At 47.2% G+C, this 20,313-nt stretch carries 19 protein-coding genes and 1 riboswitch; of the genes, 14 read left to right on the forward strand and 5 right to left on the reverse strand.

The features are described from left to right. Positions 1-6: 6 nt before the first annotated feature. Positions 7-861 (forward strand): aminoglycoside 6-adenylyltransferase, encoded by an 855-nt coding sequence (locus CHL76_RS12925; RefSeq protein WP_094908785.1) that lies wholly within the window; start codon positions 7-9, stop codon positions 859-861. A gap of 167 nt (positions 862-1,028) precedes the next feature. Here the strand turns inward: CHL76_RS12925 and CHL76_RS12930 are convergent, their stop codons facing one another. Further along, positions 1,029-1,568 (reverse strand): dihydrofolate reductase family protein, encoded by a 540-nt coding sequence (locus CHL76_RS12930; RefSeq protein ID WP_233133422.1) that lies wholly within the window; start codon positions 1,566-1,568, stop codon positions 1,029-1,031. Between the two features lie 83 nt (positions 1,569-1,651). Here CHL76_RS12930 and CHL76_RS12935 point away from each other — a divergent pair, with 83 nt between their 5' ends. From CHL76_RS12935 to ytkD, 4 genes are all read left to right on the forward strand, one after another. Then, positions 1,652-2,416 carry a C40 family peptidase gene (locus CHL76_RS12935; protein WP_158219183.1) on the forward strand — a complete coding sequence of 255 codons (765 nt, stop codon included), beginning with the start codon at positions 1,652-1,654 and terminating at the stop codon, positions 2,414-2,416. Between the two features lie 90 nt (positions 2,417-2,506). Continuing rightward, positions 2,507-3,694, forward strand: a complete 1,188-nt coding sequence (locus tag CHL76_RS12940) for a MalY/PatB family protein (protein ID WP_233133424.1) — start codon at positions 2,507-2,509, stop codon at positions 3,692-3,694. Further along, the gene (locus CHL76_RS12945; protein WP_079475641.1) at positions 3,691-4,161 is read left to right on the forward strand and encodes a YwpF family protein; all 471 of its coding nucleotides are present in this window, start codon (positions 3,691-3,693) and stop codon (positions 4,159-4,161) included. Before CHL76_RS12940 ends, CHL76_RS12945 begins: the two co-directional genes overlap by 4 nt. A gap of 55 nt (positions 4,162-4,216) precedes the next feature. Further along, positions 4,217-4,708 (forward strand): RNA deprotection pyrophosphohydrolase, encoded by a 492-nt coding sequence (gene ytkD, locus CHL76_RS12950; protein ID WP_079475642.1) that lies wholly within the window; start codon positions 4,217-4,219, stop codon positions 4,706-4,708. Positions 4,709-4,792: 84 nt separating this feature from the next. On the opposite strand, the gene pckA is transcribed toward ytkD, so the two are convergent. Then, positions 4,793-6,376: a phosphoenolpyruvate carboxykinase (ATP) gene (pckA, locus tag CHL76_RS12955; RefSeq protein ID WP_094908788.1), complete on the reverse strand. Its 1,584-nt coding sequence runs from the start codon at positions 6,374-6,376 to the stop codon at positions 4,793-4,795. 178 nt (positions 6,377-6,554) lie between these two features. Between pckA and CHL76_RS12960 the strand changes: the two genes are divergently transcribed. Together CHL76_RS12960 and metK are read left to right on the forward strand one after the other, a co-directional pair. Then, the gene (locus tag CHL76_RS12960) at positions 6,555-6,950 is read left to right on the forward strand and encodes a thiol-disulfide oxidoreductase DCC family protein (RefSeq protein ID WP_094908789.1); all 396 of its coding nucleotides are present in this window, start codon (positions 6,555-6,557) and stop codon (positions 6,948-6,950) included. Between the two features lie 47 nt (positions 6,951-6,997). Continuing rightward, positions 6,998-7,105, forward strand: a riboswitch (SAM riboswitch). 151 nt (positions 7,106-7,256) lie between these two features. Continuing rightward, a complete protein-coding gene (metK, locus tag CHL76_RS12965) occupies positions 7,257-8,471 on the forward strand; it encodes a methionine adenosyltransferase (RefSeq protein WP_079475645.1) in 1,215 nt (404 codons plus the stop codon). A 53-nt stretch (positions 8,472-8,524) separates the two neighbouring features. Here metK and putP read toward each other — a convergent pair whose 3' ends face one another. Continuing rightward, entirely contained in the window at positions 8,525-10,006 is a 1,482-nt protein-coding gene (gene putP, locus CHL76_RS12970; RefSeq protein ID WP_094908790.1) for a sodium/proline symporter PutP, read from the reverse strand. 410 nt (positions 10,007-10,416) lie between these two features. Between putP and CHL76_RS12975 the strand changes: the two genes are divergently transcribed. The 5 genes from CHL76_RS12975 to CHL76_RS12995 all read left to right on the forward strand — a co-directional run bounded on the left by CHL76_RS12975 (position 10,417) and on the right by CHL76_RS12995 (position 16,955). Further along, positions 10,417-11,820 carry a sigma-54 interaction domain-containing protein gene (locus tag CHL76_RS12975; RefSeq protein WP_094908791.1) on the forward strand — a complete coding sequence of 468 codons (1,404 nt, stop codon included), beginning with the start codon at positions 10,417-10,419 and terminating at the stop codon, positions 11,818-11,820. A gap of 147 nt (positions 11,821-11,967) precedes the next feature. Further along, positions 11,968-12,876: a proline dehydrogenase family protein gene (locus CHL76_RS12980; RefSeq protein WP_079475648.1), complete on the forward strand. Its 909-nt coding sequence runs from the start codon at positions 11,968-11,970 to the stop codon at positions 12,874-12,876. Between the two features lie 144 nt (positions 12,877-13,020). Next, positions 13,021-13,953 carry a DMT family transporter gene (locus tag CHL76_RS12985; RefSeq protein WP_079475649.1) on the forward strand — a complete coding sequence of 311 codons (933 nt, stop codon included), beginning with the start codon at positions 13,021-13,023 and terminating at the stop codon, positions 13,951-13,953. A gap of 101 nt (positions 13,954-14,054) precedes the next feature. Next, positions 14,055-15,875 (forward strand): UbiD family decarboxylase, encoded by a 1,821-nt coding sequence (locus tag CHL76_RS12990; RefSeq protein ID WP_079475650.1) that lies wholly within the window; start codon positions 14,055-14,057, stop codon positions 15,873-15,875. Positions 15,876-15,971: 96 nt separating this feature from the next. After that, positions 15,972-16,955, forward strand: a complete 984-nt coding sequence (locus CHL76_RS12995; RefSeq protein ID WP_079475651.1) for an aldo/keto reductase — start codon at positions 15,972-15,974, stop codon at positions 16,953-16,955. A gap of 61 nt (positions 16,956-17,016) precedes the next feature. On the opposite strand, the gene CHL76_RS13000 is transcribed toward CHL76_RS12995, so the two are convergent. Continuing rightward, positions 17,017-17,403, reverse strand: coding sequence for a thiol-disulfide oxidoreductase DCC family protein (locus tag CHL76_RS13000; RefSeq protein WP_079475652.1), 387 nt, complete (start codon positions 17,401-17,403; stop codon positions 17,017-17,019). A 291-nt stretch (positions 17,404-17,694) separates the two neighbouring features. Between CHL76_RS13000 and CHL76_RS13005 the strand changes: the two genes are divergently transcribed. Together CHL76_RS13005 and CHL76_RS13010 are read left to right on the forward strand one after the other, a co-directional pair. Next, a complete protein-coding gene (locus CHL76_RS13005; RefSeq protein WP_079475653.1) occupies positions 17,695-18,153 on the forward strand; it encodes a universal stress protein in 459 nt (152 codons plus the stop codon). Positions 18,154-18,305: 152 nt separating this feature from the next. Continuing rightward, positions 18,306-19,718, forward strand: coding sequence for a DUF2254 domain-containing protein (locus tag CHL76_RS13010; RefSeq protein ID WP_079475654.1), 1,413 nt, complete (start codon positions 18,306-18,308; stop codon positions 19,716-19,718). Between the two features lie 116 nt (positions 19,719-19,834). On the opposite strand, the gene CHL76_RS13015 is transcribed toward CHL76_RS13010, so the two are convergent. Then, on the reverse strand, positions 19,835-20,313 hold a 479-nt coding region (locus CHL76_RS13015), incomplete at its 5' end, for a phytanoyl-CoA dioxygenase family protein (protein WP_198951240.1).

A 20,313-nucleotide genomic window follows, 5' to 3' on the forward strand; every position in this document is an offset into this window, starting at 1 on the left:
TTGCCAGTGCGAACAGCTGAAGCTGTTATGGCATTAATAATGGAGACTGCCGAGGCTGATGAACGGGTGCGGGCTGTGGCCCTAAGTGGCTCCCGGGCGGCTGCCGGCACCAGCAGTCCAGATCTTTTCAGTGATTTTGATATTATTTATTTTGTGGATAATATAGACCAAATGATTCAGAACCGGGCCTGGCTGAAGGTATTTGGTGAGCCGTTGATTGTACAGACGCCGGATGAAATGAATTTATACGGAGAACCGTCGGGAGAAGAGTCGTTTGCTTTTTTAATGCTTTTTCGGGACGGCAATCGTATTGATCTAACCTTAAAGCCTGCGGACAGCAGGTATTTGCACTGGAAGCAGGATGGCTTGACCCGCTGCCTGCTGGATAAAGATAACCCTGCCTCTGATTTCCCTTCTCCTACAGACGTGGGCTACAAAACAAGTATGCCGGAAGAGAATTTCTTTCATCAGTGCTGTAATGAGTTCTGGTGGGTGGCGGTATATGTAGTCAAAGGCTGGCAGAGAAAAGAGATGCTCTACGCCCAGGCTCATCTGCATATCGTTCGCCTTATGCTGATACAGATGCTGCAGTGGAAGGTCGTACTCGAAAAAAAGATCCCGGTAAACTTCGGGCAGGAGGCAAAACACCTGGAAATATACCTCGAAGAGAAGAACATCAGAGAACTAGCAGCTACTTATGCCGCTGGTTCTTACGAAAGCATCTGGGCTTCGTTACAGGCAGCGATGGCAATGTTTGCACGGGAATCTGCTTCTGTGGCGGGCCAATGCGGGTTTACGCTGAATGAACAGGAAGCAGCAGGAGTGCAGCGATACATTAAAGAGGCCGGACGAGTGCAGTGAAATAAAAAAAGACTCCTGCCATCAGCAGGAGCAAAATGAAATATGGGATAAGAGCAACAAATTGGACGAATGCTACTCTATATGATTATTATTGCCTAAAGAGTAAAAAAAGTACACACTTTTCAGAAAAAATAGTGCTTTTACCTACAGAAGCACTTAGACCTAAACTAGTGTCTTTCCAGGCCGTCGGATCGTTTGTAATGGAGCTGGGCCAGTTCCCCCAGGGCTTTCACTTCGTGAAGATACAGCCGCTTTGGCTGCCCGGCCCTTGGTTTAAACAAAGGGGTCCCATGCCCTAAAAGGTCAGGGGTGAAGGTAATAATGTATTCATCGATCATTTCTGCTTCAAGAAGAGGAGCGATAATGTCAGTGCCTCCGACTATCCATATACCACTACCAGACTCCTGCTGTTTGTTCTGAATCCATTCTGCCACGTCGCCCTGAACAAAGGAGACATGCCTGTCGCTTCCCGTGCGGCTGGTGGAAAAAACGTAGCAGTCCTTGCCGCTGTAAGGGAAGAATTCCATTAAAAGAAGCACATGCTCATAGGTTTTTCTTCCCATAATCACGGTATCCACCCGGCGGTACATTTCATCGTAGCCATTATCGCCTTTGCCTTCAGCCTTGGTCAGCCAGTCGATATTTCCTTTCTCATCAGCGATATAACCGTCAAGACTTGCAGCTATAAACAGGATTACCGGCTTCATTATGCCCCTCCCTCCGTTGATATGTTCATTTTAGCATGAAAAGAAAGAATAATCGGAACAATTGCATAGAAAGGAGGCAAAGTATGAAAAAATCATGGAAGTGGGGAAGTATTGCTGTCGCGGCTGTTATGGCTGGGGGTGCTGGTTACTGGGCTGACAGGCACGTTTTAATAATGAACGTTGATGGCAATGACAAAAGCTGGTACATCGAAGGAGGAAAATCGGAAGAAGAATTGTACCTTCGTCCGGAAACGGCGGCTGCTTTATACGGAGCGCAGCTGCAACAAAAAGGCTCTTCTGTCCGTTTATCGGTAGATGACGCTTCGTGGGAAGGGGAGCTTGAGCAGAGCCCGGCCTGGTTTGACTGGAATGGTGAGGCTTATATTCCGGTAAAGGAAGCTGCTAAAGAACTCTCGTTCGAAGAGGAAGACACCGGAAGCCGCTATACAGCCCAGTTGTGGAGCCCGGCACAGGAAAGAATCGCCAGGGTAATTGAAAAAGGAGAAGAGTATACAGGAAGACCATACAAATGGGGAGCCTCCGAAAGCACGACCGAGTATTTCGACTGCTCATCCTTTACCCAGCGGATATATGCTGAAGAAAATATTGATCTTCCGAGGGTGTCGGAGGATCAGGCGCAGGAAGGCCGAAATGTTGCTGAAGAAAACTGGAAACGGGGAGACCTCATTTTCTTCGACACGACTGGAGACGGCAGTATCAACCATGTAAGCATGTATATTTCTAATGACACACTGTTTCACGCCACAGAATCTGATGGTGTAGGTTATACTGATTTTTCGGATTACTGGAGGGAATCAGTGGTTAATACAAAACGATTTATCGGTTAAAAGCCGTTTGGATTCGTCTTACTAAAAGGAAAGTGATAAAATAAAGAACGGAATAGACATGGGAAGATGAAACGAGGAGGCTTTTTTAGCATGGATTTTAACAAAGTATTAAACCGGAAAAATACAAATTCAATGAAATGGGATTTCGCCGCTGAGCGCTACGGTTCCTCGGAGCTTTGGCCAATGTGGGTGGCGGATATGGACTTTCAGGCTCCGCAGCCTGTCCTTGATGCAATGCAGGAGGTGCTGGATCACGGAATTTTCGGTTATCACCGTCGTCCGGAATCATTGAAAGATGCCACTACTGAATGGATCCGCACGCGCCATGGATGGGATGTGGGCAATGAGCAGCTTGTCTTTACCCCGGGCGTTGTGCCGGCGATCAGTCACTTGATTCAAACATTTACTGAAAAAGGCGATGGAGTCATTCTGCAGACGCCGGTTTACTATCCATTCTATGCGCTTGTGAATAATAATGAACGCAAGCTGTACAAGAATCCGCTGAAAGAAACAGACGAAGGGTTTACTATCGATGCAAAAAACCTTGAAGAACAGATGAAGGCCGGAGCGAAAATGCTTCTTTTATGCAGTCCCCATAACCCTATCGGCCGGGTGTGGACTGAAGAAGAACTGCAGCAGATTGCCGCTCTTGCAGAAAAATACAACGTTCTGGTAGTCTCCGATGAAATTCACGCTGACCTTATCTTGTCCGGTGAACACGTGCCATTTTCGAAAGCGGCGGATGGCTATGATGTTGAAACCATTACCTGCATGGCGCCGAGCAAAACATTCAATCTTGCAGCTTTGCAATTGTCTTACGTAGTTTTTGAGAAAAAAGCTTCGCAGAAAGCATATGAAGCCCATCTGCAGCGCAATTTTGTTGGAATTGACAACCCTTTTGCCACAGTTGCTGCAGAAGCTGCCTACCGTCATGGCTCCGAATGGCTGGAAGAACTGCTCGTGCACCTGCGGGAAAACGTCGATTACTTAAAGGAACAACTGGAATCGGCTGTTCCGGAAGCACATGTTATTAAGCCGGAAGGAACGTATCTTGTATGGATTGATCTTAGGGAGCTTGGCATGGATAAAAAAGAATTGGAAGAATGGCTGCGTAAAGAAGCAGGCGTAGCATTGAGCGACGGGCATATCTTTGGGGAGGAAGGCGCTGGATTTGTCCGCATTAACGTCGCCTGCCCCCGCTCGCATATCGATGAGGGCGTGCGCCGTCTAAAAGAAGCGTATGAACGCACCATTCAACTTGCCGGCCGTAAATCATGAAGACGTTCCGCCTTATGCGCCTCAGCCTGTTTGAAAAAGACGGGGACGTGATTGAAATGCATGAGATAAAAATGAAGGAAGGCCTCATCATCAATCGGGAAGAACCTGATAAGTCCTGGCTGCTCGATGCGGTCATACCTACAGAATATGAAGGTATTATTCATGAGTGGGAAAAGCATGAAGAAGAAATGCTGATGGAAGCAGTGATCACCCATCCTGATAATGCTCCAGCTCTTCTGAGAGGAGTTGTGAAAAAAACCACGCGCCTGGAACACTCTCTTGGTGTGTTAATCCAGGCGTACATGGCTGGAAAAGATGAAAATATCACCGAATTGATATTACAGGAGCTGATTACCGAAGGATATGAAGGCGATCAGCTTTTGGAGGAGTTTCACGAGCGGAAGAACGATCAGCGCTCCTGGTCCAAGGCGATGGCCGCACGGTTATACAGCCGCCAGGAAAAATAATTCCCCGGAGAGATGAGAGAAGTGGAGTGATACGTATGTGTGAGGATCAGGGCATATGACAACCTGCTACAAATTCCGGGACTACTACAATAACGAAGTAGAATTGTCGTTAAATGGCTTCCCGTTTTCAGACAAGCCGGGACATGTATGGGTGATATGCCTGTATGCCGGCAGGTGGCTCCTGACCCGTCACTCCCAACGGGGGCTGGAGTTTCCGGGCGGGAAAATCGAAGAGGGAGAAACACCTGAAGAAGCAGCTGTACGGGAAGTTGATGAGGAAACCGGCGGCCGCATTGAAGTCATACGCTCTCTTGGCCAGTATAAGGTAGTGGGCCGGAGTGAAGATGTAATAAAAAATATATACATCGCGGTTGTAGATTCGCTGGTTTCTCACGAGGATTATATGGAAACGGATGGTCCGGTGCTGATAGAAACACTTCCAAGCAATATCCGTGAACATCCCGGCTACAGCTTTATTATGAAAGACGAAGTACTTCCCCGTTCGGTTAAATATGCCGAGGAGGCAGGATATATTACCTTAAAATGAAAGGAACCGGCGTCTGTGACTATACAGATACCGGTTCCTTTTTATCATAGTGGATGCGGCTTATGGCTATGCGGAGAATTCCGTCTACAGCTGCGTCGGTCCGGCTTTTGAGATCTCGCCGGGCACATCGTAAAACCGCTTAAAATTTTCTGCAAACTTGCGGGCGAGCATACGGGCCTGGACCTCGTACTCTCCGGCTTCTGCCCACATTTTCTTCGGCTGGAGCATATCTTCTGGAACGCCAGGGCAGGATTCCGGAATATGGAGCCCAAATATAGGATCCTCCACAGTGGCTGCGTTGGTGAGTTCGCCGCTTAGAGCTGCCTGCACCATAGCACGGGTGTACGAAAGATCCATACGGCTGCCGACACCGTAGCCGCCGCCGCTCCAACCGGTATTCACTAGAAAAACAGGCACATTGTGTGCATCAATTTTTTCCCCGAGCATCTCTGCATATACAGAAGCCTGGCGTGGTAGAAACGGTGCTCCGAAGCAGGTGGAAAATGTAGCTTCTGGAGAAGTGATGCCTCTTTCCGTTCCGGCTAGTTTGCTTGTGTAGCCGCTGAGAAAATGATACATGGCCTGTTCCTTCGTCAGCCGGCTGATCGGCGGAAGAACGCCGAAGGCATCTGCAGTTAAAAAAATAATTGCTGACGGATGTCCGGCTGTGCCAGAAGGTACAATTCCCTCGACGTGTTCAATGGGATAAGCCGCCCGGGTGTTTTCGGTAATATGCGTGTCAGTGTAGTCGACTTTCCCACTGGCATCGTCCAGGCCGACGTTTTCAAGTACGGCCCCAAAACGGATAGCGTTCCAGATCTGAGGTTCTTTTTGTCTGGACAGGTTCGAACATTTTGCATAGCATCCGCCTTCAATATTAAAAATACCGTTTTCGGACCAGCCGTGTTCATCGTCGCCAACCAGGAGCCGGGAAGAATCAGCAGAAAGCGTCGTTTTCCCGGTGCCGGAAAGCCCGAAAAACAGTGCACTTTTTCCGTCGCTCCCTATATTTGCCGAGCAGTGCATTGGAAGCACGCCCTGTTCAGGGAGCAGGTAGTTCATGACAGAAAAGATTGATTTTTTCATTTCACCGGCGTATTCTGTTCCACCAATCAAAATTATGCGTCTTGCAAAGCTGATGACGATAAATGTTTCCGATAAGGTGCCGTCAACCTCCGGATCTGCTTTGCATTCTGGTGCAGCTATAAGCGTGAAGGGTGGAGTGGAAGGGGTTTCCCTTCCATCAGGGCGAATGAACAGCTGCCGTGCGAACAATTGGTGCCAGGCATAGGAGGTAATGACCTGGACGGGAAGCTGATAGTCTGGATCAGCACCTGCAAGGGCATCACTTGCGAAGACTTCATTCTGATTGTTTAAATGAGTCATCACTTTGTTGTAAAGTTGTTTAAATACTTCTTCGGACATTGGCCTGTTTACATTTCCCCAGTCAATAGAAGGAGAACTGCCGGGCTCGTCGACAATATACTTATCTTTTGGCGAGCGGCCGGTATATTTGCCTGTTTTCACAGCAAGAGCGCCTTCAGCTGTGAGTGACCCCTCCTGCAGTGCCAGCGAGCGCTTCACAAGCGCAGGGACAGAGAGGTTCCATTGGACGTGCGCTTCATTCAATAGATTCGTTTCAGGTTTGGAAGCGAACGGTGGCTTCATAAACAATCACTCCTTTAATGAGGGGGGAAGTTGGATTTATTCATCATTAATGATGGATATAATATAAAATAGTGTAACACAATTAATTAAATAGTACATACTTATTGTGCAAAAAGTTCATGAATATTTTCAGTGTTTAGAGGGAAAAGACGTAAGAAAGCAAGGAAAGGGGAAAATTATGGAAAAACAATCGGAATTTATTGTGTTTTACGATAGCGACTGTCCGTTATGCACCAGGTTCCATACTTATCTTTCAGCGATAGATAAAACGGATACAGTAGATTGGAAATCTATATATGATGAGGATTTATTCGAAAAATACCCGATGCTCAAAGGAGAGCCGCTTGAAGAGCAGATGCATAGTGTAGAAGATGGCACGTATGTGTATGCCGGATATTTTACTGTGAAAAAATTGTGCTATACTATTCCAGCATTAAAGCCGTTAAAGGCAGTGTTTCTGCTGCCGGGAGTAGAGGCGCTTGGCCGGAAGCTGTACCATACGGTATCAACAAACCGGTACCAGTGGTTTCATTTCCTTTGTGATAGCAGCACCTGCCAGCGGGAAGGGCACTAAGTTTGACATCAAATAGGGTTTGCGTTACGATTTTGTACGAACGGATACTCTTATCCTGAGCAGGTGGAGGGACAGTCCCTGAGAAGCCCAGCAACCATCCGGGAACGGAAAGGTGCTAACCTGGAGAGGCGGATAGGCGCCTTGAAAGATAAGAGGCGAAAAAGCTGAACTGACAGCTCCTTTTCCCTCAATTTTTTGGGACAAGGGGCTTTTCTTGTACACAACGGCCTACTGCCGTTTTCTTTTCGTCTACCCCGAGAATAGGAGAGTACACCCGTAGCAGGCAGTTAAAAAGGAGGCAGCAGCGTGTCTACAATTGGACGACGTTTATTTACGTCGGAATCTGTTACAGAAGGACACCCGGACAAAGTATGTGACCAGATTTCCGATGCGATTTTAGATGCAATTTTAAAGGATGATCCGAATGCCCGTGTGGCAGCGGAAACAGTAGTGAACACGGGGCTCGTGTTAGTAGCAGGTGAAATATCGACATCTACATACGTGGATATTCCCAAAATTGCCCGGGAAACTTTGAAAGATATTGGCTATACCCGGGCGAAATACGGCTTTGATTACGAAACATGCTCGGTTTTGACGTCAATAGATGAACAGTCAGCCGACATTGCCCAGGGCGTTGATGAAGCGCTTGAAACTCGTGAAGGCTCGATGACCGAGGACGAATTGGAATCAATCGGAGCGGGGGACCAGGGTTTGATGTTTGGGTATGCAGATAATGAAACCGATGAGCTCATGCCCCTGCCGATTTCTCTTGCGCATAAGCTGGCACGCCAGTTAACGAAAGTTCGCAAAGATGGTAATCTTTCGTATCTGCGTCCCGACGGAAAGACGCAAGTAACGGTGGAATATGGAGACGATGGGAAACCGCTTCGGGTGGAAACGATCGTTATTTCCACCCAGCATTCCGATGAGGTAACGCTAGCTCAGATTGAAGAGGATATGCATAAATACGTTATCGAGCCGGTCGTGCCGGCAGAGCTTTTGGATGCTGAAACCAATTATTTCATCAATCCAACCGGCCGTTTTGTCATTGGCGGACCGCAGGGGGACGCCGGACTTACCGGACGGAAAATTATCGTTGATACGTATGGCGGCTATGCTCGTCACGGCGGCGGGGCGTTTTCCGGCAAAGACCCGACAAAGGTCGACCGGTCCGCTTCATATGCCGCGCGCTATGTAGCAAAAAACATTATTGCAGCAGGACTTGCAGATAAATGTGAGGTTCAGCTTGCGTATGCAATCGGCGTGGCGCAGCCGGTTTCCATTTCAATTGCCACATTCGGTACAGGGAAAGTCTCAGAAGAGGTGCTCGTAAAGCTCGCTAACGAGCATTTTGATCTGCGCCCGGCCGGCATTATCAAAATGCTCAATCTCCGCCGGCCGATTTACAGGCAGACAGCTGCTTACGGTCACTTTGGACGCCATGATGTTGATCTTCCGTGGGAACGCACGGATAAAGCAGCAGCGCTTCAGGAACAGGCGTTCACTGAAAAACAACAATAACTGCAAAAATACCCGCTCCTGTTTTATTCAGGAAGCGGGTATTTTTTAGTTTTTCAGCTTTTTTCCTTGTACGTGCTGACAGAATCAAATTCAGTTTTAATTTTGTCTGAAGGCTTCGGTCCGAGCAGGCTGACTGCAATGATGATTAGAACATTGATCAAAAAGCCCGGTACGATCTCGTATAGATCAAACAGGCCGCCGGTAAGCTGGACCCAGATGATCACAGTTGCCCCGCCGGCAATCATGCCGGCAAGAATTCCCCACTTGCTCGTACGGCGCCAGAAAAGGGAGAAAAGCATCGCAGGCCCGAACACAGCACCAAATCCGGCCCAGGCATAGCTCACGAGTTCAAGCACCGTGCTGCCTGGAGTGGAGGCAAGCAGCAGAGCAACGAGGGCGATGGCAATAACGCCGAATCTTCCCACCCAGACAAGCTCCCGGTCAGAAGCATGCGGCCGGAGCAGGCCTTTATAAAAGTCCTCCGCGAGAGCACTTGAAGATACGAGCAGCTGGGAGTCCACCGTGCTCATAATAGCAGCAAGTATCGCTGCGAGCAGTACCCCGGAAACCCATGGGTTAAACAGTACCTGGGTAAACAGTACAAACACTGTCTCCTGGTTGCCTTCCCCGAGCTGGGCGTCCCCTGAAAAGTAAGCAATGCCGATAAACCCTGTGAAAATAGCACCGAGAAGAGAAATAACCATCCAGCTCATACCTACCAGCCGGGCCATTGGAATTTCTTTTTCGGAACGGATCGCCATAAACCTCGTAATAATATGTGGCTGCCCAAAGTAGCCAAGCCCCCAGGCAAGCAGGGAAACGACTGAAATAACGCTCACATTCGTAAACGCACTTAACGCCTCCGGATTAATGGAGGCTGCAGTCTGAACAGAATTCTCCCAGCCGCCAATTTCAATGACGGCGGCGATCGGAACAGCGACGAGAGCCAAAAACATAAGAATCCCCTGAAGAAAGTCCGTCCAGCTGACGGCCATAAAGCCGCCAAGGAATGTATAGGTAATAATAACAGCGCCGCCGATCCAAAGGGCTGCCTGGTAGGAAAGACCGAAAGAGCTGACGAACAGAGTGGCGCCGCCGACCAGGCCGGAGGAAGTATAAACGGTAAAGAAAATAAGTATAAATAATGCCGAAACGATACGCAGTGCTTTGGTTTTATCATGGAACCGGTTTTCTAGAAAGTCGGGTATCGTAATCGAATCATTGGCGATGATTGTGTATCTGCGCAGTCGTCTCGCCTGAAACTGCCAGTTTAAATAAGCGCCAATGGTAAGGCCGATAGGCAGCCATATTTCACTCATCCCGCCCAGATACATGGCACCGGGCAGGCCGAGCAGAAGCCAGCTGCTCATATCGGACGCTCCGGCACTGAGTGCAGCTACAGGACCGTTTAATTTACGTCCGCCTAAAACGTAATCCGAAAGGTTATTGGTCAGCTTGTAGAATAAAAAACCAATACCAAGCATTACAGCAAGGTAAACGATAAATGTCACAATTGTAGGTACGGAAATATCCATTTAGGTGGTCTCCTTTTTTGATTTAACATAACTGATTGCTGCTAAAACTACAGTAAGCGGCATAGGTATTAATATTAGCAGCCACGTGAGTAGTGTTATTCCTTCCATTCAGTACACCTCCTCTTGAATATACTTCCATATGTTGCAAAAATAGTGCCAATATTCTTAACTTTGGCAGACACGAACAAAGCCAGGAGGCGGGGCAGAAGAAAAATGGTGAAAAAACGATGCTGAAAATCAACGGAAATATCTATTATAATTGAATACTTCTCCGGATAGAACCATAATCAGAAAAATTAAGAAGCATATAGTGCAAAATTTTGCACTCCCAAGTTTCGGGATTTACGTACGAAGCTTCCACACTTCATGATAAAATCAAAGCAAGAATAAATTATAAAGAGGGTGGGCCTATGGGATACCAAGGAACAAAGTCTTTATCCTATCCTGAACTGAACGATGTATTTGATCATTTAATGGTGAAAATGGATCAGGGGATTCGTGTCATTGATGTAGATGAAAATTTAATTATTTATAATGATAAAATGCGCGAAATTGAATCCATGACATATGAAGACTTTGACAACAAAGGCATGATGGATGTTTTTCTTTTCGAGCATGAACAGGACAGCAGGCTGCTTCAGGCCATCAAACTAGGAGTGGAAACGAGAGAAAAAAAGCAGCATTATACAAACAGCCGGGGAAAAAATATTACCACTATTAATGAAATTTTTCCGATTTATTCAGGCGGGCGGATCGTGGCAGCGGCGGAGATCGCAAAGGACGTGACCCGTATGGAAAAGCTGGTCCGGGAAAACCAGAAAAAAGCGGACAGCGGCCTTTTTACATTTAACCAAATCATTGGACGTTCTGCTGAAATTACAGGGGTCGTTCAGAACGCAAAACGTGCAACAAGAACGTCTTCCTCAGTATTGATTGTAGGTGAGACAGGAACAGGGAAAGAACTGTTTGCCCAGAGTATTCACAGTGAAAGTGAGCGGGCCGGGCAGCCGTTTGTATCACAAAACTGCGCGGCGCTTCCGGAAACGCTAATTGAAGGCATATTGTTTGGTACGGTAAAAGGGGCATTTACCGGTGCCTCGGAACGGGCGGGGCTTTTTGAAAAAGCTGAAGGCGGCACGCTTTTGCTTGATGAAATTAATACACTGCCAGTGGCCCTGCAGGCAAAGCTGCTGCGTGTTCTGCAGGAAAAAAAGGTGACACGCTTAGGGTCACACAAAGAGCAGTCTATCAATGTCCGTATTATTGCAACTATGAACAAAGAGCCGGCAGAAGCTATTCAAAACAACGAGCTGCGTGAAGATCTTTTTTACCGTATTGGCGTCGTCACCCTGTATGTTCCAGCGCTCCGGGAAAGAAAAACAGATATTGAACCGCTGGTGGAGACCTTTCTGGAAAAGTACAACCGGGTCTTTCAAATGGAAGTGGAACGCGTCTCCCCATCGGTGAAAGCAAGGCTGGAATCTTACCACTGGCCGGGAAACATCCGGGAGCTTGAGCATGTCATCGAAGGAGCAATGAATTTGATGCTCGATGAGGAAGTGATCGAGGAAAGCCACCTGCCGGACCATTTCCGTAAACGGACAGACCTTCTGGAAGCAGGAGAGATGGAGAAAAGTGGTCCAGCCGGGGCAAACAGCGGCAAAGGAACTTTAAAGGAACGTCTGCTTGAAATGGAATTTGCGCTAATTAAAGAGGCGCTTCAGCACAGCGGCGGTAACGTAATGCAGGCAGCTAAGGAGCTTGGAATCAGCCGGCAGAGTCTGCAGTACCGGATGAGTAAATTTCATTTGTGATTTTTTGCATATAGTGCAAAATTTTTTGCAGTTGTGATGAATAAAAGCTTTTTTTTACGGTCAACCCTAAGGGGGACGGCCCAGCTATATTGGCACGTATTTTGCAACACTTAGGTGTAGTACTGAAAAGATCAGGAGGGTGCACCTATGACAATTTCACGTTCGTTTTTTATATTTCTTTCCCAAAACAAGACGCTGACAAAGGGCGCCAAAAAGTGGGGCATTCACCTCGGAGCTTCAAAAGTAGTGGCTGGAGAAGATATTGATGAAGCATTAACGACCATTCAGTCGATGAACGAGCAGGGGCTGTTAGCGACCATTGACCATCTTGGTGAATTTATAACAGAAAAATCAGAGGTGGAAGAAGCTAAGCAGAAAACCATCGAGATTATAGAGAGTGTCCATGCGAAAAACGTACAGTCAGAGCTGACAGTGAAATTAACGAAGCTCGGTCTTGATATAGATACGGACTACTGCGTAGAGAATATGAAGGAAATCCTCCAGGCGGCCAAAGAAAAACAAAATTTCGTAAACATCGATATGGAAGACTATTCCCGTTATGAAAAAACACTGAAGGTACTGAAAACGCTCCGGAAGGAATATGATAATGTAGGCACTGTCCTTCAGGGATATTTAAGGCGGGGACTCGATGACCTTGACAGTCTCGCAGAGGTGCCCCTCCGAATTGTAAAAGGGGCTTACCAGGAAAAAGAAGAGGTCGCTTTTAAAGACAAGCATGAAGTTGACGCCAATTATTTTCTGATGATTCAAAAACATCTGCTGCAGGAAGGATTTACCGCTATCGGCACGCACGATCACCGCATTATTAACGCGGTTAAGCTGTTTGTGGAAGACCAGAATATAGCTTATGACACATTTGAATTTCAAATGCTGTATGGCTTTCGAACAGAACTGCAGCTGCAGCTCGTGCGGGAAGGCTACAACGTCAGAGTCTACGTGCCCTTTGGCAAAGAATGGTACGGGTATTTCATGAGAAGGCTGGCGGAACGTCCGCAGAACCTCGTATCCGTAGCTAAAGGAATGATTACGAAATAAAAAGTGCATGCAGCGCCGCTCCCGAAAAGGGGGCGGCTTTTTGATATACTGGCAGACGAAAACCCGGGAATGATTTTATTAGGATGAACTCCCGCGTATAATAGCAGGAAAATAAAGCTAATATGGCCAATAGAAAGGACAAAAATGATGCAAACAGAACAGAAAAGACGGACGGCAGGCTTTTTTCTGGTAATAATTGGTGCTTCTCTCTGGGGGATTGGAGGTACGGTGTCGCAGTATATTTTTGAAACGCACCACCTGCCTGTGGAATGGCTGGTGGCTGTAAGACTGCTTCTCTCGGGCCTGCTCCTGTTAACCATTTCTTTAATGCTTGGAAATAAAGGAAAAGTAACCGGAATCTGGCGGCAGAAAAAGAGTGCTGTATCCGTGATTATATTCGGCTTGTTCGGTATGCTTGCCGTGCAGTATACATATATGGCCTCCATTGAAAGTGGAAACGCAGCAGTGGCCACGCTGCTGCAATATTTGGCACCGGCGTTCATTCTTGCATACCTGCTTGCCGTCCGGCATACATATTGGAATATACGCGACACAGGTGCCGTATTAATAGGACTTTCTGGCACATTTCTATTGCTGACAAATGGTCAGCTGGCCGGATTATCCGTGCCGCCGGCAGCGGTAATCTGGGGTGTTCTTTCCGGAATGGCGCTTGCCTTCTATACTCTGTACGCCGGCCCTCTTTTAGCGGCGTGGGGGTCTATGAACGTCATCGGTTGGGCGATGACGATCGGAGGGGCAGCTGTAAGCTTTTTGCATGCTCCGTGGGACGCCGAGTGGGAAAGCTGGACATGGAGCGTGGCCGGGAGTGTAATTTTTGTCGTTATTTTCGGTACGATGATTGCTTTTTGGTTTTATCTTGAAAGCCTAAAGTATTTAAAACCCCAGGAAACTAGTATTTTAGGCTGCCTGGAGCCTTTGGCAGCTATTTTGGCTTCGGTATGGTGGCTGCATGTGCCATTTGGACTCTACCAGAGCCTGGGAGCCTGCCTGATACTCGGGATGGTCGTTTATTTATCATTGCCGCAAAAGCAGCGGACAAAGCCTGCATCGGCATAAATAAAATAGTGGCTGAAAGATGAATAAATACAGCAGGAAGGTAAAATGTACTAAGATAGGAAAAGAAGCGAAATACTATTCGGAAGGATGAAGCACTGTATATGTATCAAAACCTCAACGAATGCGTAGAAGATCTGGAGAAGCACGGCCATTTAGTACGAATCAAGGAAGAGGTCGATCCCTACCTGGAAATGGCTTCGATTCATTTAAGGGTCTATGAACAGGAAGGGCCGGCCATTTTATTTGAAAACGTAAAAGGAAGCCCGTTCCAGGCTGTTTCTAATTTGTTCGGCAGCGTCGAACGCAGCAAATTCATTTTCCGCAAGAATTGGAAGCAGGTTCAAAATGTTATTGCGATGAGAAATGACCCGGTGCAGGCGCTAAAGCATCCACTCCACAACATGAGCAGCGGACTGACGGCAGTAAAAGCACTTCCAAAGAAAAAGAAAAGCGTCACGGAAAACTTTCGGGAGGTAAGCATCAGTGACCTGCCGATGATTCAGCACTGGCCGCGGGATGGGGGCGCATTTCTCACACTGCCTCAAGTGTATACGGAAGACCCGGAGAAACCAGGGCCGATGAATGCTAACCTGGGCATGTACCGGGTGCAGCTAAGCGGCAATGAATTTATTCCTGATGAAGAAGTGGGCCTGCATTACCAAATTCAACGGGGAATTGGGGTACATCAGGCGAAGGCTGTGGCGAAGGGGGAGCCCTTGAAAGTTAGTATTTTTCTCGGCGGTCCTCCAGCACATACTATTTCAGCTGTGATGCCGCTTCCGGAGGGGCTGAGTGAAATGATGTTTGCCGGCATGCTGTCAGGGCGTCGTTTTCAGTACAGCTATGAAGATGGCTACTGCATTAATCATGACGCTGATTTTGTTATTACCGGTGATATTTATCCAGAGGATACGAAGCCGGAAGGGCCGTTTGGCGACCACCTGGGCTATTACAGCCTGACGCATGATTTCCCAGTCATGAAGGTCCATAAGGTGTATGCCAAAGACAAGGCTATTCTGCCGTTTACCGTAGTCGGCCGGCCGCCGCAGGAGGATACGTCGTTTGGCGCGGTGATCCACGAAATGACAGGGGAAGCGATTAAGCAGGAAATTACCGGAGTTAAGGAAGTTCATGCTGTAGACGCTGCAGGGGTGCATCCGCTTCTGCTGGCTATTGGCAGTGAACGGTATACGCCGTTCCAAAGCGTGAAGCAGCCGGCGGAGCTGTTAACAATTGCTAATCGTATTCTCGGAACAGGACAGTTAAGCCTGGCTAAATATTTATTTATTACAGCGGAACAGGAAAGAGAACTCGATACGCATCAGGAGGAGGATTTTTTCACGTACATGCTTGAGCGGATTAATCTGCGCCGCGACCTTCACTTTCAGACCAAAACGACGATTGATACGCTTGATTACAGCGGAGAAGGGCTGAATGAAGGAAGCAAGGTAATTATCGCGGCTTATGGAGACGTGAAGCGGACTCTTTGTCAACGCGTGCCGGAAGGATTCCCAGCTGACAGTTCGATGCATTCGCCTAAACTTGTGATGCCGGGTGTAATAGCGGTGGAAGCATCAGAGTTTTTCAGTTACAGGCAGGCGGCTGAAGAAATATCCGCTTTCGCTGAACGTCTCGATGAGCAGTGGGACGTTAAAGAAACCCCAATGATTATCATCTGCGATGACAGCAGCTTTGTCAGTGAGACGATGCGCAATTTCCTATGGGCCGTTTTCACACGCAGCAATCCTTCGCACGATATTTACGGGGTGAACAGCTTTTATGAAAACAAGCATTGGGGATGCGACAGCATGATCATCGATGCCCGCATCAAGCCTCACCATGCTCCGCCGCTGCTTCCGGACGAAAATGTAGAGCGCCGGGTGGATGATCTTATAAAAAGGGCTGGCTTAAGAAAAAAATAGTTTACTGAAAATGTTTAAAGTGGAACAAAAGCGTGAACAGAAAGACACCTGTTTGAAAAAGCAGAGTCATTAATCCAGAAAGGACGAATACCTGTAATGGAAAAACGACAGCTTGGCAACAGTGACCTGCATATTTCCTCTATTGGCCTGGGGTGTATGGGGATGTCCGCTTTTTATGGAAAATTAAACGATGAAGAGTCAAAAAAAACGATACACACAGCACTTGATCATGGGATTAATTTTCTCGACACGGCTGATATGTACGGCCCGATGACTAATGAAAGACTGGTTGGTGAAGCGATTCAAAACCGTCGGGAAGAAGTAGTGCTCGCTACAAAATTCGGGAACGTGTACAGCAATGAGGGTGAACTCACAGGAGAAGTAAACGGCCGGCCAGAGTATGTAAAGCAGGCATGTGATGCGAGCTTGAAGCGGCTCGGCGTTGATACCATTGACTTATATTATCAGCACCGGGTGGACCCGGATGTGCCAATTGAAGAAACGGTAGGTGCGATGAAGGAACTCGTAGACGCCGGAAAAATCCGGTATTTGGGCTTGTCGGAAGCCGCTCCGGAAACAATTCGCAGGGCTCATGAAACGCATCCAATTACGGCTCTGCAGACAGAATATTCATTATGGAGCCGGGACGTGGAGGATGAAATTCTGCCGCTTTGCAGAGACCTCGGAGTTTCCTTTGTAGCTTACAGCCCACTGGGGAGAGGATTTTTAACCGGACAAATCAAGCAGTTTGAGGATTTGGAAGAAGATGATTTCCGCCGCTTTTCTCCAAGGTTTCAGGGAGAAAACTTCAACAAAAATCTTGAGCTCGTGGATAAAATGAAGGAATTAGCTGAAGAAAAAGAATGCACAGCTTCCCAGCTGGCCCTGGCCTGGTTGAGAGAGCAAGGCGTGATAGCGATTCCAGGGACTAAGCGGCGTACGTACCTACAAGAAAATATTAATAGTCTGCAGGTTAAACTTACGAGGGCCGATATGAAAGCAATTGATGATATTGCTCCTAAAGGTGCTGCCGCAGGCATGCGGTACCCTGAAGAAGGAATGAAAACGGTGCACCGGTAATAAAAACAAGCCCAGCTGTCCAAAGATACCTGGACAGCTGGGCTTATTGTCTCTGTGGAAGCTAACTATTCTTAAAAGAAATATGTTTTAGACGGCTTTTTGAAATGGCATTGTACAATGGTACGCCAACCCGGTCAGCGTACGGAAGATAAAGTACGATAGCTGGAAGGAAACTGGCCGGAACAGCAAGCAGCAACCGGCGAAAGGCGTAAAAACCATGGAGGACGACCCCCTGGTTTGTAAACATATGCAGCTCGTGTGCAGCGTTTCTTGAGGATAAATAGGGGAATTTATCCATGTGGAGCCAGGCGTCCTGAATGGGAATCCACTCGCAGTGCTGATGCGGGTCCAGAAATTGAAAAATGCGAACGGCTGCAAGACAGGGCGGGCAGTATCTGTCGAAAAATAAATAATGAATAAGGCATCTGTCCTTTAAAAGATTTCGAATGCATTTATGCGTTAACGTTTAATACATATATTGTACGGGTAAATTTTAAGTAACGCCATAAAAACAAAAACGTCCGGGTGTGGCAGGACGACAATTTCATATGCGGCGGAAATGAATGGATATAAAAGCCAGAACATAAGCCAGGAAAAGGATGATCGTTCTTTTTCTGGCTTTTTATATTTTTTTAGATAGTAAGCAAAGTTAACAGACGAAAAACGGAGGAAACACAGGCTATTTTGTGAAAGCTGAAGCAGAAAGCTGAGCCAAGTAATTTAGAAAAAGAAAGGAAAGATGAAATTGGCACAAATTAATCGTATACTCGTAGGAGTAGAAGCTCTTGAAGGCTCCTCCCATGATGCATTTGATAAAGCGAAAGAGCTGGCAAAAGAAAATAATGCCACGCTTATCATCGCATTTGTTATGGATAAAAACGGCTATGCCTCCCTGGAACGGATGGATCCGCATGGTTTCAGAAGATTGAAAAAACAGGCGGAAACACGGCTGAAGGGCTATAAAGAAATGGCCGAAGAGAGTGGACTCAAAGACGTGGAAACGGTGCTTGAAGTAGGAATTCCGAAAAAAGAAATGGAAAACCTATGTGAAAAATATAATGTAGATATGATTGTTGTTGGGGAAACGGGCACGTCTAAAGTGGACCGGATCTTTCTCGGGAACACAGCCAAAGCCATTCAGAAAAAAGCAAAGTGTGACGTGAAGGTCATATCAACCAAAGAGGCAGTAAGGGAATAGAAATTACCAGCTAAAGCAGCATGATTGCTCTTGAGCTTTCCTCCTGTACGTACAGAGGGAGGCTCCATGTATGGGGCCCATAATGAATGCTGCAAACAGCTGATTAAAACAACAGAAAGGTGAACAAATTGAAATATTATCTACATCAATTAATGCCAAAAAAATTACGGCAGATTAAAAGCATGTCCTCAAGACAGCGGTGGTATGAACTCCGCTCGAGTCTTTGGGTGCTGCCGGCCATCTATATTGTTTTGGCTGTGCTTTTAGCCATTGGGGCGTACTACGTGGAATTCGGCCTCGAGCCTGCGTTTGCCATGGCTCCTATCTTATCTACTGGGTATTCTTTAACCCAGACAATGTACAGTACGCTTCTCTCAGGTGTACTCACGTTAAACGCATTTACATTTAACTCCATTCTCGTCGTTTTGACGAGTTTTTCCGGCCAGTTTACGCCCCGGGTTTTGTTTAATTTTATTTCAGATCGCAGAACCCAGCATTCCATCGGAGTCTTTAACCTGTGTTTCTTTTTCCTGCTGATCGGGTTTTTCTTTTTGACTTCTTCGATGGAGCAGTACACGATATTTCCGGTGCTCGGCGTATTGGCTACCGCCGTATCGGTGATAAACTTTATATTGTTTATCAACCATGCAACGAAATGGATGCAGGTGCCAAGCATTACAACGAACATGAAAGAAGAATCGCAACAGCGCATTCTTAACACGCTGCTGTATGACCTTGAAGCACATCGCGCTAAGAGTAAAAGTGAGGTACACGAACCGAAGACCGAAGGAGAACCGCATGTCGTTGCAAGTGAAACGACCGGTTTTATCCAGGTCATAGATTTCGGCAAAATTGTAAAAGAAGCAGCCAGGGATGGCATCGTAGTACGCTTGGATCGAAGAATTGGGGATTTTGTACTTGAAGGCATTCCTATATTTTCTTATTGGAAAACGAATGAAGAACCGGACCTGCCGGTTAATGAAAAAAAGTACCGTAACTTGATGTATCTTGGGAAAAGTAAAACAGAAGTGCAGGACATCGAGTTTGGCATCCGGAAATTGACTGAAATTGCGATTAAAGCGCTTGGAAACGACGAGCCAATGACCGCCCAGGATGCGATTTATCAGTTAACAGACCTCGTTTTTTCTATTTCCAAGGTTACACGCTTTACTTCATATTTAACCGATGACAATGATACACTCCGGCTGATCATGAAAGATGAACAGTTTTCTTACTATGTTTACTCTGCATTTACGTATATTGCGTCGTACGCAGAAGAAAAGCCGGGAGTAACGTTGACGCTTCTTGAAGCACTGGTTATTTTATCAAAAGCGCTGGAGACAAAGGACAAAAACTGTTGCTGGCATTACGGCAAAAGTATTGCCCGTAATTATTCCGGGAAGCTTCCCCAGGACTACGACCAGGTTACTTTTATGAACCATTTGGAGCAGCTTTCAGGCTCTGTGGGAGACAAAGATAAATTTTACGAGATGCTTAACGATTTTGTAGAAAAAGAGCTGCTTGATAAAAAACTGGTAGACCGGAGAAAACAGGAAACGGGATAAAACAGTACCGATCCACTTATTTGGATCGGGTTTTTTATGTATTACTAAACCATGAAATGCCAATAATGATATAAAAATCGGGCCGCAATAGAAACGGCCCGATAAAGGTGTAAGAATTATTTAAAGGATTTTGTGCCTTCAGTCAGAGATTCTGACGTTGGCTCAATAGCGGAAGTGTCCTGGCGGTTGGCCAGAAATTCCGGGCGCGGCTCCTGGCCGCTGAACGGATCCACGAGCTTGTTTTCCACCGAGTTGAACACGAAGAACACGTTGCTGCGCGGATACGGCGAGATGTTGCCGGCCGAGCCGTGCATCGTGTTGCAGTCAAAGAAGAGCACCGAGCCCGCCGGGCCGGTCGCACGGTCAATCTGGCCGCCGGCCTGCTCCGTGAGCCATTCCATGCTTTCGTTGTCCGGTACGCCGGTCTCCTGCTTTTTCAGCGACTGTTTGAAGTTGTCCTCCGGCGTCGTGCCCGGGCAGGAGACGTACCATTTCTGCGACCCCGGGATCAGCATGAGCGGGCCGTTGAACTCGTAGTTGTCCGTGAGGATGATCGAGCAGCTGAGCGCCCGCATGTCCGGCATGCCGTCTTCCA

Source organism: Marinococcus halophilus (genome assembly GCF_002265875.1).
Classification (GTDB): domain Bacteria; phylum Bacillota; class Bacilli; order Bacillales; family Marinococcaceae; genus Marinococcus; species Marinococcus halophilus.

Bases quoted from the DNA above. Each gene is read 5' to 3' on its own strand.
- CHL76_RS12930 (WP_233133422.1), bottom strand. From the start codon at position 1,568: ATGAAGCCGGTAATCCTGTTTATAGCTGCAAGTCTTGACGGTTATATC.
- CHL76_RS12935 (WP_158219183.1), top strand. From the start codon at position 1,652: ATGAAAAAATCATGGAAGTGGGGAAGTATTGCTGTCGCGGCTGTTATG.
- CHL76_RS12940 (WP_233133424.1), top strand. From the start codon at position 2,507: ATGGATTTTAACAAAGTATTAAACCGGAAAAATACAAATTCAATGAAA.
- CHL76_RS12945 (WP_079475641.1), top strand. From the start codon at position 3,691: ATGAAGACGTTCCGCCTTATGCGCCTCAGCCTGTTTGAAAAAGACGGG.
- ytkD (WP_079475642.1), top strand. From the start codon at position 4,217: ATGACAACCTGCTACAAATTCCGGGACTACTACAATAACGAAGTAGAA.
- pckA (WP_094908788.1), bottom strand. From the start codon at position 6,376: ATGAAGCCACCGTTCGCTTCCAAACCTGAAACGAATCTATTGAATGAA.
- CHL76_RS12960 (WP_094908789.1), top strand. From the start codon at position 6,555: ATGGAAAAACAATCGGAATTTATTGTGTTTTACGATAGCGACTGTCCG.
- putP (WP_094908790.1), bottom strand. From the start codon at position 10,006: ATGGATATTTCCGTACCTACAATTGTGACATTTATCGTTTACCTTGCT.
- CHL76_RS12975 (WP_094908791.1), top strand. From the start codon at position 10,417: ATGGGATACCAAGGAACAAAGTCTTTATCCTATCCTGAACTGAACGAT.
- CHL76_RS12980 (WP_079475648.1), top strand. From the start codon at position 11,968: ATGACAATTTCACGTTCGTTTTTTATATTTCTTTCCCAAAACAAGACG.
- CHL76_RS12985 (WP_079475649.1), top strand. From the start codon at position 13,021: ATGATGCAAACAGAACAGAAAAGACGGACGGCAGGCTTTTTTCTGGTA.
- CHL76_RS12990 (WP_079475650.1), top strand. From the start codon at position 14,055: ATGTATCAAAACCTCAACGAATGCGTAGAAGATCTGGAGAAGCACGGC.
- CHL76_RS12995 (WP_079475651.1), top strand. From the start codon at position 15,972: ATGGAAAAACGACAGCTTGGCAACAGTGACCTGCATATTTCCTCTATT.
- CHL76_RS13005 (WP_079475653.1), top strand. From the start codon at position 17,695: ATGAAATTGGCACAAATTAATCGTATACTCGTAGGAGTAGAAGCTCTT.
- CHL76_RS13010 (WP_079475654.1), top strand. From the start codon at position 18,306: ATGCCAAAAAAATTACGGCAGATTAAAAGCATGTCCTCAAGACAGCGG.